The organism is Chitinophaga agri (assembly GCF_010093065.1).
Classification (GTDB): domain Bacteria; phylum Bacteroidota; class Bacteroidia; order Chitinophagales; family Chitinophagaceae; genus Chitinophaga; species Chitinophaga agri.
This window is the reverse complement of the sequence record NZ_CP048113.1, coordinates 4,977,172-4,990,514: the sequence shown is the minus strand read 5'-3', so window position 1 is coordinate 4,990,514 and position 13,343 is coordinate 4,977,172. Positions and strand designations below refer to the sequence as shown.

Annotated in this window: 11 protein-coding genes; 3 read left to right on the top strand and 8 right to left on the bottom strand. The window is 45.9% G+C overall.

What is annotated here, in order from left to right; translation table 11 throughout:
* Positions 1 to 4: 4 nt before the first annotated feature.
* Together GWR21_RS19840 and GWR21_RS19835 are read right to left on the bottom strand one after the other, a co-directional pair.
* The gene (locus tag GWR21_RS19840) at positions 5 to 667 is read right to left on the bottom strand and encodes a ribonuclease HII (protein ID WP_162333430.1); all 663 of its coding nucleotides are present in this window, start codon (positions 665 to 667) and stop codon (positions 5 to 7) included.
* A 52-nt stretch (positions 668 to 719) separates the two neighbouring features.
* Entirely contained in the window at positions 720 to 1,151 is a 432-nt protein-coding gene (locus GWR21_RS19835; protein ID WP_162333429.1) for a hypothetical protein, read from the bottom strand.
* 168 nt (positions 1,152 to 1,319) lie between these two features.
* Between GWR21_RS19835 and GWR21_RS19830 the strand changes: the two genes are divergently transcribed.
* Together GWR21_RS19830 and GWR21_RS19825 are read left to right on the top strand one after the other, a co-directional pair.
* Complete coding sequence (locus tag GWR21_RS19830; protein ID WP_162333428.1) at positions 1,320 to 3,476, top strand: S46 family peptidase; 2,157 nt, start codon at positions 1,320 to 1,322, stop codon at positions 3,474 to 3,476.
* A 567-nt stretch (positions 3,477 to 4,043) separates the two neighbouring features.
* Positions 4,044 to 4,400, top strand: coding sequence for an IPT/TIG domain-containing protein (locus GWR21_RS19825; RefSeq protein WP_162333427.1), 357 nt, complete (start codon positions 4,044 to 4,046; stop codon positions 4,398 to 4,400).
* A 79-nt stretch (positions 4,401 to 4,479) separates the two neighbouring features.
* Here GWR21_RS19825 and GWR21_RS19820 read toward each other — a convergent pair whose 3' ends face one another.
* The 4 genes from GWR21_RS19820 to typA form a co-directional block, all read right to left on the bottom strand.
* Positions 4,480 to 4,908, bottom strand: a complete 429-nt coding sequence (locus tag GWR21_RS19820) for an META domain-containing protein (RefSeq protein ID WP_162333426.1) — start codon at positions 4,906 to 4,908, stop codon at positions 4,480 to 4,482.
* 58 nt (positions 4,909 to 4,966) lie between these two features.
* On the bottom strand, positions 4,967 to 5,842 hold the full coding sequence (locus tag GWR21_RS19815) for an SIR2 family protein (protein ID WP_162333425.1): 876 nt from the start codon (positions 5,840 to 5,842) through the stop codon (positions 4,967 to 4,969).
* Between the two features lie 21 nt (positions 5,843 to 5,863).
* Positions 5,864 to 6,484 (bottom strand): alpha-ketoglutarate-dependent dioxygenase AlkB family protein, encoded by a 621-nt coding sequence (locus GWR21_RS19810; protein WP_162333424.1) that lies wholly within the window; start codon positions 6,482 to 6,484, stop codon positions 5,864 to 5,866.
* 119 nt (positions 6,485 to 6,603) lie between these two features.
* Complete coding sequence (gene typA / locus GWR21_RS19805; protein WP_162333423.1) at positions 6,604 to 8,418, bottom strand: translational GTPase TypA; 1,815 nt, start codon at positions 8,416 to 8,418, stop codon at positions 6,604 to 6,606.
* Between the two features lie 362 nt (positions 8,419 to 8,780).
* Here typA and GWR21_RS19800 point away from each other — a divergent pair, with 362 nt between their 5' ends.
* Entirely contained in the window at positions 8,781 to 9,782 is a 1,002-nt protein-coding gene (locus tag GWR21_RS19800) for an alpha/beta fold hydrolase (RefSeq protein WP_162333422.1), read from the top strand.
* A 2-nt stretch (positions 9,783 to 9,784) separates the two neighbouring features.
* Here the strand turns inward: GWR21_RS19800 and GWR21_RS19795 are convergent, their stop codons facing one another.
* Complete coding sequence (locus GWR21_RS19795) at positions 9,785 to 11,983, bottom strand: patatin-like phospholipase family protein (RefSeq protein ID WP_162333421.1); 2,199 nt, start codon at positions 11,981 to 11,983, stop codon at positions 9,785 to 9,787.
* Positions 11,984 to 12,104: 121 nt separating this feature from the next.
* Positions 12,105 to 13,157 (bottom strand): COX15/CtaA family protein, encoded by a 1,053-nt coding sequence (locus GWR21_RS19790; protein ID WP_162333420.1) that lies wholly within the window; start codon positions 13,155 to 13,157, stop codon positions 12,105 to 12,107.
* Positions 13,158 to 13,343: the final 186 nt, after the last annotated feature.

Below are 13,343 nucleotides of genomic sequence, written 5' to 3'. Positions count from 1 at the left end.
TTAACTAACCTTGTGGTTCCTCCGGGGACACCACCTTCACAACTGTATACTCCGCTACAGGAGCGCCGAAATCCAGCTCAGGCTGGACAGGCAACAATCTAAATGATTTCCGGTGATAAGGCGTATCACCGTGTAAACGGATCGCATCCCGGTGCTGTAAGGTAGGATACCCCTTGTTTTCCAGCCAGCCAAAATGCGGATATTCTTCATGCAGTTTGTGCATGTACTCGTCTCTGTAAGTCTTGGCCAGAATGGACGCTGCTGCTATCGAAGCGTAAATACCATCACCTTTTATAATACAGGCATGTGGTACGTTGCCATATTGTACAAAACGGTTACCATCGACCAATATATAACCAGGCTGTTGCTTTAGTTGTTCCAACGCCAGGTGCATGGCCCGGAAAGAGGCCTTCAGGATGTTGATCCTGTCTATTTCCACGTTATCCACACTGGCTACCGCATAGGCTATTGCTTCCTTTTCCACTACCAGACGCAGTTTATCCCGGTCGGACGCCTTTAGCTGCTTCGAATCATTCAGCAGCTTATTTTTAAATTTGGGTGGCAGGATAACTGCCGCCGCAAACACTGGTCCGGCAAGACAACCCCTTCCGGCTTCATCGCAGCCGGCTTCAAAAGCAATATCTTTTTGGTGATACGAACGTAACAAGGCTTTTTAGTATGATTATTGTGGTAAAGGTAGGGAATTTCATTTCTTATCCCTATCGGAATAATTCTTTAAAGTCCGATTTGAACTCATCCCACTCCTTGTCCGTTCTTTTCAGCAATGTATCAATATCCTCCCGGGTACTATCCCAGGCTTCGCCACTGCTACTTTTCAGGTCGGATAACTTCACGTCGATCTGCTCCCTCAGATTAGCCAGCTTTGCACGTGCTTTTTTACTCTTTTCGGAGCCATCCTTTTTCAGCTCCTCCATTTTTAGATCAATTTCCCGTTTACGCTCTTCCAGGTCTTTTTGCAGCTCCTCCCGCTGTGCCGCCACGTATTCCTTAGTATCAGCAGCAGTTTCTCTGACATCCTGTCCAATTTTCTCCACACCTTCCTTCATTTCCTCCTTTTTTTCTTCCTGTTTTGTTGTTTCCTGGCAAGCCATGAAAGCCGCTACAGTCAATAGAAATATGACTTTTTTCATAAGTAGGTTTTAATGTGAGCTTTTCTATTCAATACCCGATAACCTGCTCATTTTGCAAATGCCATTCCAGAATTATTGGGACCGCTACAACCGTTTACCACAGACAACATGGCGCATATTGAAAAATTACCTAGGTTTGAGCCTGCTTTTTAAAAAACGATATCAATTATGAAGAAGAATCTGCTGATCCTTCTCTTCCTGCTGGTGGCTCAGTTCGCCAAAGCAGATGAAGGAATGTGGCTGCCCTATTTATTGGGACAGCAAGTGTACAATGACATGGTGAAAAAAGGTCTCAAGCTGACGAAAGAACAGCTGTACAGTATTAACAAAGCATCTGTTAAAGATGCCATTGTCATTTTCGGTGGCGGATGCACCGGAGAGATAGTGAGCAATCAGGGCCTGATCTTCACTAACCACCACTGTGGTTATGACGCCATCGCCACAGCCAGCTCCGTTGAGCACAACTACCTCAAAAATGGCTTCTACGCGAAAGACAAGAGCCAGGAAATTCCCTCAAAAAACCTATCCGTTCAGTTTCTCGTAAGAGTGGACGACGTATCCAAACAGGTACTCGACGGTCTGAAAGAACTGAGCGGCCAGGAAAGAATGGTACAGCAGCAGAAAGTGATCGCTGAAATTGTGAGCCAGGCTATCAGCGGTACCAACTACGAAGCAAAAGTATTACCCATCTTCAAGGGTAATCAATACCTCCTGTTCGTTTATGAGCGTTACAAAGACGTACGCCTCGTAGGTACGCCTCCGGAAAGCATCGGTAAATTCGGTGGCGATACTGACAACTGGGAATGGCCACGTCACACCGGCGACTTCTCCGTATTCCGCGTATATGCTGATAAAGACGGCAAGCCCGCTGAATACGCTGCTGATAACGTACCCCTGAAACCAAAACATTTCCTGCCTGTATCTATCAAAGGCATCAAAGAGAATGACTACGCCATGATCTTTGGCTATCCGGGCGGTACCAACCGTTACGAAAGCTCCGAAGGCGTGAAGCTGAAAATAGATGTGGAAAACCCGTCCATCGTTGGCCTGCGTGCAGTACGCCTCTCCTACATGTTCGAGCAGATGAAGAAAGATCCGGCTATTAAGCTGAAACTGGCGTCTTCTTACGCTGGCATCGCTAATTACTGGAAATTCTTTGACGGCGAAGCAAAACAGCTGGTGAAATACCACGTAGTTGAAGACAAACAGAAAGAGGAAGCCGCTTTTGTGAAATGGGCACAGGGCAAACCTGAATATGCCAGCATTTTCCAGGATTATGCTGCTAACTACAAAGCATGGGAACCATATGCAAAACACCGCATCTATATCAATGAAGGTATCATGGGCTCTCCCCTGGCTGCATTTGCAGCCAGCCTGCAGGCAGTAGAGAAAGCAATGGTACAGTCAGGCGGTTCTGCTGATGCCATCAAACAGAGCATTCAGGCGGCTGATAAAGCACGTACTGCTTTCCTGAGTGAAGAAGATAAAACCAGCGATCAGAAGATACTGGCAGCAACCTGTCACATGTTCTACACAGACGTTCCTGCTGCCCAGCACCCCATCGGATTTTACGACGCGATAAAAGCGAAATTTGGCAGCCTTGATGACAATAACACCTATCGCCTCTGGGCGGCGGCTATCATGTCGGGTTCGATGATCATGAACGATGCCCGCTGGAAAGCATTCATCGCAAATCCGGATGCAGTTACCCTGCAAACAGATCCTGCTTTCGCTTACTCCAGTGCTTTCGTTAAAAACTTCTCCAGCAAATACCTGCCCCTGTACAACCAGTTCGTTACTAAAAACAACGACCTCGGACGTGCCTACATGAAAGGCCGGATGGAAATGGAACCTGCTAAAAAATGGTACCCTGATGCTAACTTCTCTATGCGTCTTACCTATGGCCAGGTAAAACCCTACGCTCCACGTGATGCGGTGGCTTATGACTATGTATGTACCATGAAGGGTGTGCTGGAAAAATATAAACCAGGCGACTATGAATTTGATCTGCCTGAAAATTATGTAGACCTGTACAACAAGAAAGATTTCGGTCAATATAAAGACCTTAGAAAAAATGACATCGTGACCTGCTTCATCACGACCAATGACATCACTGGTGGTAACTCCGGTTCTCCGGTACTGAATGCGAATGGTGAACTGATCGGCCTCGCCTTTGACGGTAACTATGAAGCACTGAGCCACAAGATCCAGTTTGACGCAATGTATAACCGTACCATCTGTGTGGATGTACGTTATGTACTGTGGTGTATTGACAAACTGGGTGGTGCCAGCAACATTATCAGTGAGCTGAAACTGATCAAATAATTCCCTGCGCCAGCATGCTACTAATACTATTTTGATATTAGTAATAATGCCGCTATCATTGATCTAAATTCTCAAATGACTGATTTGTAAGGCCTTGAATTTTCAAACGTCTCAAACGTCATTGGAAGAAGCGACGAACAAGGGACGAACTAGCGGAGAACTAGCGACGGCGAAGCGAGGAACAAGTATTAAAATTGTATCAGTCAATATCACTTCCCGGAAGCGGATGTATCAAAAGCGAATTTGATGCATCCGCTTCTTTCTTATTCCGGATAACCATATAGTGCTTATTGAATCAACCTATCAGGTACGTTACAGATAACGCTGTAATAGATGAAAAAGCCGGTCGTTGATGTATTCAAACGAATGACCGGGCTGTTGACTGCTGTATAATTGCCGCTATCAAGTATTAATACTCAATTGTGATTTTCAGGTATTAATACGCATTGCTCATAACAAAAAGCTCCTTACCTTTGCGTCCGATTTAAGTGAATATCAACAGTAGCTGTTAGCTCCATACACTACAACCGCTGTTTTAACCCTGAACCCCAAAAAAGAATCAGTTTTATGTTTTTTAAGAAAATGAGTCTGGCTATTATAGCCATGGTAATGTGTTGTCTATACAGTTGTCAGGTAACCCCGTCTGTAAACGAAACAGCGTTCCGTTTACAGGATACACTTCCTGCAGAAACCACTGAAATTTTACTGACCATACAAGGTAAAGGATTCAGTCATGTTTGCGCCGATAATAAGGTGATCGTTGATAATGTGGAAGCACAGATCATCAGTGCATCTGACAATGAGTTAGTCGTACGTATTCCTGCCAGGAAAACGGCCCGGATGGCCGTTACTGTGAAGGTAGGTAATGAAATATCTGATACTGTCTTAATAGACAATCAGATCATGATGCTGGCTGGCAGATAACAACATAATGCAGCGTACACAAAGACACTATCTGTCAATGTGTGCGCTGCACTTTTATTTATACAGCATAGCAGGTGAACTACTGTGCTGCTTTCTTAAATCCTGTGAATGACATGGCTACTCTCCCACTATCACGGAACTGCAATTGCTGATCCTCGAACTTCACATTATACGTTCTGTCGGTGAGCATTTTCAGGAAGGCTGTTTCCCGTTCATTGGCTGCCTGGTCTATACATGCCATTCGTGTGCTGATCACTTTACCGAAGGTAACCTGACCACCATCTACATCATACTGACCTGACACTTTATTACATCCGGCATTGCCGTTAAAGCGGCGGGCAGTCGTATCAAACTCTAACCAGATAGGAGATTTCTCCTGTGGAGCACCATTCAATGTAGTCAGGCTCCATCTTTTACCCTGGAGGCTGCCTATTTCTTCCTTCACAGCTTTCTGGTTACAGGTATTGGCAAGAAGTACCATCGCCAAGGCTGTTAATCTGATAAACATAATTTTTGCTTTTTATAAGGTCTTATATCCGCAAAGAACAAAAATCACTCCACAAGGTTCATAACCGCCGTATCTGCTTCAGTACCTCCTCATAATACGTCCGTTTATCTTTTGCTTCGATATCGATCACTTTGACATCATTGGCTGCCAGCATATCGAGTTTAAACTTGGCACTCTGTACAAATTCCGTTGGAATATAATAATACAGGGCGTTGCGCACCGGGATGGTGTTCTTTTGAAATTTCTGTCTGGCCCTGTAGGTCAGCAGCCACCATAGGTCTGTCTCTACAAAATCGAGGGAGAGTCCTAATATGTGGATATCCCTGGTGAAAAACAGGTCCAGCCACGAATCATCCTTCACAGGAAGACGTTGTTGAATGCGCTGCACCAGGGACTGGCGGGGCGCCTGCTTGCTGGTATAGGTGGTACCAGATACGACATAGTTACGCATCTGTTGTAACTGGCCTCCGTAATGCTCAAACCCCAGATTAATACTTGATGGGTTCAGGCAATCGCCATGTATATGCCAGTAGTTAATACCGCCAACTGTATATTTTCTGAAAATGCTGAAGGCCCTTTCAAGGATCAGGCTGGTATTGCGGTCTGGTATTTCACCTTCCAGTGTAAATTCATAATTGGTAGTGAGGATATGTGCCGGAGACAAATCCCGGATCGCGGCGTGGATATCGTTCTGTTCTATCTTCAGTGTTTTCTCTGCGATGAAACCTTTGAGTTCGGACTCCCGGATATGTTGGCGGCGGATAGCTGTCAGGAAAATCTCTTCATACAACAAAGGGAACGGTTTTCTTTCATCCAGCTGTATGCAGCTATCAGGCAGGCAGAAGTTAACGATATCCGCGAGCAGGTCTTTCCAGCTCTGGCCTTTGGATATGTTGTTAATATCATTGCCGATGAGTAAGATGGGGTTTTTCATACTGTTGTCTTTTAAGGTTATCTAACGGGTATATTGAATGACGCGGAACGTGAGATTAATTCTTTCTCCTGATACTTGGGTTGTTTTAGGCACCTGATGTTGCCAGTAGTGTTGTAGCGTGCCTTTCATAATGAGCAGGGACCCATGTTGCAATTCCAGTTCAAACCGATGGCCTTCCTTTACATGTCGTAGCATGAACCGGCGGGTGGCACCCAGGTTGACAGATGCGATGACAGGATTGACTCCCAGTTCGGGTTCATCATCAGCATGCCAGCCCATGGAGTCTTTACCGTGACGATACCTGTTCAGCAACACACTGTTAAAGTTGGCGCCGGCTTCCGGTATGATGCTGTCTTTTATTTCCAGCAGTTCTGGAGTCCAGGCTTCCGGGGTGTAGGTTTTCCCTGAAAAGGCATAGCTGCTGCCAGCGTCTCCGTACCAGGCCATCAGACGGGGAAAGAGTACGTGCTTACCATACATTTTCATGCCTTCCTGTCGCCAGTGGATGGTGGTCAGTAATTGTTGCATATAATGGTCCGCTTCCTGCAGGGTAAAAAACTGCGGACAGTAAACCAGTTCGCCATCTTTCAGGGAAATATGCTGACTGGCGGGGTCGCTGAATAACGGTAATTGCGGCTCCATTGCGACACAAAGATACAATCCGGGTACGCAATGAATATACACAGCGGTGAATGGTAGTAAAAAGAAAAGCCGCCCTGCATTATACAAGGCGGCTTTCTATATTTTCAACAGGATGTTACTTACGCAACACCGTCTGCTTTCATTGATTTAGCAAAACGCTTTCTGTCTTCCTCATCCAGGTATGTTTTACGCATACGGATGTGGTTAGGCGTCACCTCGATACACTCATCCTGCTGGATATACTCCATACATTCTTCCAGTGTCATCAGGGTCTTCGGCGCGATGCTGGTTGCAGCGTCACTACCACTTGCACGCATGTTGGTCAGTTTTTTACCCTCGTTCGGGTTAACTACCAGGTCACCTGGTTTGTTGTTCTCACCGATGATCATGCCTTTGTACACATCTTCTCCTGGATCTACAAAGAAGAAACCTCTATCCTGCAGTTTATCCAGAGAGTAACCGGTAGTGGTACCAGCTTCTTTAGCGATCAGGACACCATTGTTACGACCAGGGATTGGCCCTTTCCATGGTTTATAATCGTTAAAGCGGTGTGCCATTACAGCTTCACCAGCGGTGTTGGTCAGCATCTGTGTACGCAGACCGATCAGACCACGGGAAGGAATTTCAAATTCAAGGTGCTGCATGTCACCTTTAGTTTCCATGATCAGCATCTCACCTTTACGGCGGGTTACCAGGTCGATCACTTTACTAGCAAATTCCTGTGGAACGTCTACTACCAGTGTTTCGTATGGTTCAGATTTCTTACCGTCAACAGTTTTCAGGATCACCTGTGGCTGACCTACAGTTAACTCGAAACCTTCACGACGCATAGTCTCGATCAATACGCCTAAGTGCAGGATACCTCGACCATATACCAGGAAGCTATCAGCACTGTCCGTATCAACTACGCGCAGCGCCAGGTTTTTCTCAGTTTCTTTGATCAGACGGTCACGCAGGTGACGGGAAGTCACGAACTTACCATCTTTACCGAAGAATGGAGAGTTGTTGATGCTGAATAGCATGTTCATGGTTGGCTCATCCACGCTGATAACAGGCAATGCTTCAGGAGCATCAAAGTCAGCAATGGTGTCACCGATATTGAAATCTTCGAGACCTACAACCGCACAAATGTCTCCGGCCTCTACTTCTGTTACTTTCTTCTTACCCAGCGCCTCGAAAACGTACAGTTCACGTACACGGGACTTTTTGATAGAACCGTCAGTCTGTACCAGGGAGATTGGCTGGTTTTCTTTGATAGAACCACGTGCTACACGTCCTACGGCGATACGACCCAGGAAGGTAGAGTAATCCAGGGAAGTGATCTGCAGCTGCAGGTTACCTTCCGGGATCTGAGGTTCTGGAACGTGTTTCAGGATACCGTCCAGTAATGGAGTGATATCTTCACACTGAGTTACTGAATCGTTGAACCAACCATTCTTACCGGAACCATAGTAGGTCGGGAAATTCAGCTGTTCTTCCGTTGCATCCAGGTTAAAGAACAGTTCGAATACTGCGTCATGAACTTCATCAGGACGGCAGTTCGCCTTGTCTACTTTATTAATAACCACGATAGGTTTCAGTTTCAGCTGCAGTGCTTTCTGCAGTACGAAACGGGTCTGAGGCATTGGTCCTTCGAAGGCATCTACCAGCAGGATCACACCATCCGCCATTTTCAGTACCCTTTCAACTTCACCACCGAAGTCGGCGTGGCCTGGAGTATCAATTACGTTGATTTTCACCCCTTTGTACTCAACAGAGACGTTCTTACTCAGGATGGTGATACCACGTTCCTTTTCCAGGTCGTTGTTGTCCATGATCAGTTCACCTGTTTCCTGGTTAGCCCGGAAAACGTTGGTGTGATGCAGGATCTTATCAACCAGGGTAGTTTTACCGTGGTCTACGTGCGCAATGATTGCTATGTTACGGATATTCATAAATCTTGTTCAATTTATTCTGGCTATCTGACACAGGTCGGGCCAAAAGAAGGCGCAAAGTTATAACAAAATGTGGAAAAAGTGGGGATAGGCTTTTAAATAATTGTGATCATTTCTCCAAACAATTCGTTAAAAATCTGAATATTTGTTTGTTAATTCACTAGTTAACAATCTGTTACGTCATGCATTCTTCCATTCCGTCCCTATTTCCCTATTGCAAAAATACAACGAAAGGACGACAGATATAACTTTTTACTATTCAAGGCACCCTCCCTTTCCGTACATCACATTATTTGAGGACCAGCCTCTTGCAGGCACTACTTTTGCGCTGTAACTCATATTTACTCAACAATTTGTGAATAATGACACGAAGATTAATTTTTGTTACCTGTTTTCTGGCTTTCTCACTATTGCACAGTTACACAAATGCGCAGACCATCACCCCCTATGATGCCGAACTGGCGGGCTATGAATACCCCTACCCTGTACACTATATTACAGTGAAAGTACAGGGCCAGTCACTTAGCATGGCCTACATGGATGTACAACCATTAAAACCTAATGGAAAAGTGGTGATGCTGCTACATGGCAAAAATTTCTGCGGCGCCTATTGGGACAGTACAGCGGCCGATCTTAGCGACCATGGCTACCGCGTGATCATACCCGATCAGATAGGTTTCGGTAAATCGGCCAAACCGCAGCAACTGCAATACAGCTTCCAACTCCTCGCTCAGAATACGAAGGCCCTCCTGGATACACTGAAAGTCAGTAAAACAGCCGTACTCGGTCACTCCATGGGGGGTATGCTGGCTACCCGGTTCACCCTGATGTATCCGGAAACGGTTGAAAAACTGATCCTGGAAAACCCGATCGGGCTTGAAGACTGGAAAATAAAAGTGCCCTACCAGTCGGTGGACAAGTGGTATGAAGGAGAACTGAAACAGGACTATGAGAAAATCAAACAATACCAGCTTACAAACTACTATGCCGGAGAATGGAAACCGTCATACGAGAAATGGGCCGTATTACAGGCCGGCTGGACGAAAGGTGCAGAGTACGCCCGCGTAGCGTGGAACGCAGCCCTGACCTATGACATGATCTTCACTCAACCTGTGTTCTATGAATTTGAAAATATTCAGGCACCTACCCTGCTGATCATCGGCCAACGCGACCGTACGGCCTTAGGCAAAGCCAATGTACCCGACTCAGTTAAACAGACGATGGGCAACTACCCCGAGCTGGGACAAAATATCAGTAAACGTATTCCTCACGCAAAACTCATCCCTATTCAGGGAGTAGGACACCTGCCACATATAGAGGCTTATCCGTACTTTATCAGACCATTGCTGGAATTCCTGCAGTAAACTTAATGATGCTGGTCCGTGAGCATTGGCTTGCGGACCATCTGCATCACACTATCAAATGAAGCCTGGTTTGTCGGATTGTCCAGTGCTCCGGCTATATCAATCTTTTCACGCGAAGTAAGATGCCAGCTCAGCGCCGCGGCTTTATCCTCTTTTTGCGGTACATACTGGAAGATGATCCGGTGGAATTTTCCGGGGAAATATCCTTCCAGGTAACTCAGTTCATTATCCTGCACAAAGTCCTGCATAGCACTCCAGTGCTGCTGCATCGTAAACAGCGGATCAAACATCATGTCATTCAGCTTCATTGATTGTTTGATCGATTTAATATCATTTTTACGGGTATCTCTCACCTGGATAAATACCACTCCGTCCGTATTCTCATTGATCCAGTCACGGAAAGTATGCAGGAAACGCATAGAAGGTTCCTGCCCGAAATTATCTCTGATACCGGCATCCATCACATCCACTATCGGCGTACTTGGCAGAAATACATTTGGCAGTACATATGGGAAGGTTGCACACATTCTGATGGCACTGGTTACGCGCAGATCAAGTGCATCCTGTTTGGCGAAGTACTGCGTAAAGTCCACACCGTCGATATCACGTACTGTTCTCACTTTCGAAGAATACTCAGGCGCACAGAGGTAGCTTACCGGCTGTGGAGATATGATGAGCCGGCGGCCGTCTGCATTGATCGTTGCACTCCAGATCAGCATAGGAATAATAGCCTGCTGCTCCGGCTGCTGATAGTCGCGGATGGTTCCTGCAAGGGAATAATTAGTATTACTGTTCAACTGCATTTCAAAGGCATACCCCCTGTCTTTTGCATATCGTTTATTATCAATCTTAAAGGAGCGGAAAGGCGTAATAAAGTCATTTACTGCCATAGAAGTGAACACACTATTGAGCAGGTCACGGGAGATGCGTTCTGTATAGCTGCTATCCTGCATATCAATGGGTCGCCCCAGCTGTTTTTCCATATACAACGCCCTGAAATAGGATGCGCCCATCATACCACCGGATGCGCCCGTCATCAGTACGGTATTATTCATAAGCTGCCCTTTCATGAGTGTATCCAGTCGCTGCAGTACATTCATACTCCAGGTCGCAGCGCGTAAACCTCCTCCGCTAAAATTGATAACAATCAGTTTGGGCTTGCCAGGACCAGCATGCTTAGCCTTCCACTTCTCCAGTATCTGTAAGGTGGATGTTTTATCGCTATCCGCCTTTTCCTGCGTGAAGAACTGCTGTAAGGCGGTTACACTATATTCCGGTCTTTGCTTACGTTCCTTGTAGTTAAGACCATAGGCTTTATTACGGTTGTCTAACAGATCGTGTTCCACCATCCAGTTCAGCGCAAAGAGCATCACCAGCACCATTGGTATAGCCCAGCTTTGCAACAGATATGCATAGGCACCGGCTACCCCGATGAGAAAGGCGAAAAAGATCATGACACTGGCGCCCGCCGGAATCCTGAAAACCGGATAATCCATCAGGAAAGCCAGTATCACCAGGAAGATAAGCGCACAGGCTACTGTGATCATGGCCGCAAAGTGATGCTGCTTCAGGATGCTGTCGAGGTAGTGTTTGTTATAGTGGTCTACATTCCTGGCTCTGCGGATCCGCCAGAAGGCAGAGAAGTAGTTGTGTACTGGCAGCGCATTCTCATCTTTTTCCTGCGTTGGTTTCATCACCAGGCGCAGGAAATTACGGGGATTGCCGAACTTCTTCTCCAGCCTGCGGCCAATGTTCTTATCTGCATTAAAAAAGTAGAAAAAACAGAAGAAGATGATCATCAGGTATCCACAGATAAATCCTTCTGTGAGCAGTAGAATTTCCGGTACGGAACTCAGCTGCTGATAGCGCTGATATTCCCAGCTGCGCAACAGCAGGTTAAGCAGGAATGCGATCGGAAAAATAGAGTTATTCAGACAATACTTGAAAAAGGGTTGGGAGGTAGTGGCCAGAAACTTAAACCTGCCGGTATGCAGGATAAAAGTCGTGATGTTCCAGCTCATTACAAACAAGCCGGTAGCCACTCCCAGAATAGACGTACTGTAAAAATTTACTTTACCAAGATATTCAGGCGCAAGATACAAGGCATCACCACCAAAAACTTTGGCAAATTCACCGTTGATCGTACTGAAAAGTATAGCCCAGAAAACCAGCAACACCTGGTACTTGCGGAAATGAAGCAAGAACAGTTGTATAGGAAAAGAATAAAAAAACCTGACCAACAATGATTTCACTTTCATCCGTTAAGCTTATGACAACTAAACTTACGAAAAAGTTTAACATGTTCTTGGCCAGATTTATCCCTTAGTCTCTGACTGCTTTATTTCTGCTCAGGAACAATGTCCATATAAGTGAGAGTAACAGTAGCATCCCTACGCCCTGATGCAACAATGCCTGTGTAATAGGTATTTTTACACGGGTACCCAGCAGGGTCAGTACTCCCAGGACTACCTGTAATATAACCAGGAGGACCGGCAGATAACGTACTGTGCGTAAGAGACTGTTTTCGCGTGCCTCGGATGCTTTCCACCACCATACAAAGATCAGGATAGTGATCAGGTAGGCAAGTCCGCGATGTATGAACTGAATAGTAATGGCATTATGGGTAATATCTGTCAGGAAACTGCCCTGAGTGAACATACCTGCCGGCCACCACATCCCGTTGATATCCGGCCAGGTATTCGCAGAAAGTGCAGCATGCAGCCCGGCCATAAATGCACCATATATAAGCTGAAGGGTAAGTAATAGTATTAACCAGAGGTTAAAACGGCGTAAACGTGGCACCGCCAGCAATTCCCGGTTAGGTGTACTTAACTTCAGCGCAAACCAGCATGTATACCCCACCAGTACCAGTGCAGAGATAAAATGCACGGCCAGCCGGATATGACTGACATACAGGTCTTCCTGATTCAGTCCACTCTGTACCATGATCCAGCCAATACCGCCCTGTAGCCCTCCCAGGATGAACAGGATGATCATCGGTTGTATCATGGACCGGTCTATTTTCTTCTTAACCACGAAATAGATGAAAGGAATGATAAAGACAAACCCTATCAAACGGGCCCAGTCTCTGTGAAACCATTCCCAGAAATAGATGGATTTAAAGTCAGACAACGTGAAATGACTATTTACGTATTGATACTGGGCGATTTCCTTGTATTTATCAAAAGCTGCCTGCCAGGCAGCTTCATTCATGGGGGGCAAAGCCCCCAGGATCGGCTGCCATTCCGTAATAGACAAACCTGATCCCGTCAGACGGGTGATTCCGCCCAGTAATACCTGGACAATGAGCATTCCCACTCCTATATATAGCCAGATAGCAACCGGCCGCTGCTGTTTTAATCTCGATTTTTCCATAGACGCCAGCAAAGTTAGGTATCAAATGATAATTAAGAATGACATTCGTCATTCTACCGCCAGATCGATTCATAATCCTATGTTAACCTGCCGGTAACCTTCCGTTAACTTACCCCTTCGATCTTTGCGGCGAATTAACGGACATGTATTAGCTAATACGTACAAATAACATCAAGACAACATCAT

Coding starts and splice junctions, on each gene's coding strand:
- GWR21_RS19835 (WP_162333429.1), bottom strand. CDS start 1,151: ATGAAAAAAGTCATATTTCTATTGACTGTAGCGGCTTTCATGGCTTGC.
- GWR21_RS19830 (WP_162333428.1), top strand. CDS start 1,320: ATGAAGAAGAATCTGCTGATCCTTCTCTTCCTGCTGGTGGCTCAGTTC.
- GWR21_RS19825 (WP_162333427.1), top strand. CDS start 4,044: ATGTTTTTTAAGAAAATGAGTCTGGCTATTATAGCCATGGTAATGTGT.
- GWR21_RS19820 (WP_162333426.1), bottom strand. CDS start 4,908: ATGTTTATCAGATTAACAGCCTTGGCGATGGTACTTCTTGCCAATACC.
- GWR21_RS19815 (WP_162333425.1), bottom strand. CDS start 5,842: ATGAAAAACCCCATCTTACTCATCGGCAATGATATTAACAACATATCC.
- GWR21_RS19810 (WP_162333424.1), bottom strand. CDS start 6,484: ATGGAGCCGCAATTACCGTTATTCAGCGACCCCGCCAGTCAGCATATT.
- typA (WP_162333423.1), bottom strand. CDS start 8,418: ATGAATATCCGTAACATAGCAATCATTGCGCACGTAGACCACGGTAAA.
- GWR21_RS19800 (WP_162333422.1), top strand. CDS start 8,781: ATGACACGAAGATTAATTTTTGTTACCTGTTTTCTGGCTTTCTCACTA.
- GWR21_RS19790 (WP_162333420.1), bottom strand. CDS start 13,157: ATGGAAAAATCGAGATTAAAACAGCAGCGGCCGGTTGCTATCTGGCTA.